The sequence below is a fragment of the Stenotrophomonas sp. GbtcB23 genome (assembly GCF_019091045.1).
Classification (GTDB): Bacteria; Pseudomonadota; Gammaproteobacteria; order Xanthomonadales; family Xanthomonadaceae; genus Stenotrophomonas; species Stenotrophomonas rhizophila_A.
Genome location: NZ_JAGXKC010000806.1, coordinates 1 through 1,473 on the forward strand (window position 1 = coordinate 1; position 1,473 = coordinate 1,473).

The 1,473-nt window shown below is 57.1% G+C and carries 1 protein-coding gene; it reads right to left on the reverse strand.

The features are described 5' to 3' along the window. Positions 1-72: 72 nt before the first annotated feature. On the reverse strand, positions 73-1,473 hold a 1,401-nt coding region (locus KVS69_RS20995; protein WP_217540297.1), incomplete at its 5' end, for a phosphoethanolamine--lipid A transferase.

Below are 1,473 nucleotides of genomic sequence, written 5' to 3' on the forward strand. Positions count from 1 at the left end.
GCGTTGCTTCCTTAATTTAGGACCCCAAGAGCCGCTGCTGGGCGCTTCCAGCAGCGTGCTCGTTGTCGCCCGTTATGGGGTGGACCCGGAGTTGATGGAACAACCGGAGAAAAGATTCAGGCTTTCGTCCAACGACTTCGTCCGGACCTGCATGAGGCCGAGTACAGAATGGAAGAGGTTGTCGTGGCTGGCCGGCCGCTTTGATCGGTCCCGGACACATTGAAGGTCCAGGTTGTTGCTGCTCTTCATGCCCTCGGACATCCACATGACCATGGGCACTTTGATCTGAGTGTCGGGAGCAATGGCATAGGGGAGACCGTGGAGATAGACGTTCGCCTCGCCCAGTGACTCACCGTGGTCGGATACGTAGATCAATCCAGTGTCATGGCTTTGATCCTGCTCAAGCATGCGGATGGCCTTTCCTAAGAAGTCATCTGTTGCAAGAACTGCGTTGTCATACGCATTGACGATCTGCTGGCGTGTGCACTTGCCCAGATCTGCATTGCGGCAGTCAGGCGTGAACCTCCTCAGACCCTCGGGATATCGCTTGTAGTAGCTCGGCCCGTGGTTCCCCAGCTGATGCAGAACGACCACAACATCACCCGGATTGTCATCGATCGCGTCATGCAATCCCCGCAACATGATCTCATCGCGGCACGCTTGGTCATCGCACAACCCATCCTTGATAGGCACGCGGAAGGACTCAAACGCCAGGTCCGCGCAAACCCCCTTACAACCTGTCTGGTTGTCCCGCCATAACGTCTTGATGCCAGCTCGCTCAAGCACATGAAGCAGCGACTCTGAGCCCCTGATCTTGTCTCGATCGTAGTCTCGCCTTCCATACACCGAGAACATACAAGGCACGGAAACTTCAGTATTTGACCCGCAGGCAGTCACGTCCGAGAAGTTGACAACGTCCGATGCCGCCAGCTGTGGCGTTGTCTGCCGGCTATATCCATTCAGTCCCCAGTTCTGCGCGCGAACCGTCTCGCCTACGACTATGACCAGAAAGTGTGGCTTCGCACCTGGTGGATGGGGCTTCATTCTGGCGTCCGGACCGACCACCTGAATCGGACCCCGTTCGGCTCGCGTCTGTTCTCGGACAACCTTGGCAATGGAAGCAAGATAGTTTCCGGGTGTTGCCAAGTACCTGACTGGCTTGTGGTTACGCATGAGCGAGGACAGGTTGTCGAACGAGGCGAAGGCCGCGCCAGTTATGACCACGACAGAAACGCCGAGCAGAAGGACTCTAGCAAGTACGGCGCTCGCCAGACTGGAGGGACGCCGGATCCGAACCGTACATGCCACGACGGCTGGAAACACGCCTTTCATCAACTCCGCAAGGAAGAATCCCCAGGTCAGCAGCTCGCCAGCCTCTGCGCTGTCAGTCTTCAGCACGTTTCGCACCATGCTTGCATCGAAGTAGACGCTGTAATTGTCTGAGTTGTAGGCGGCAGCAGCGGGCACGACAAG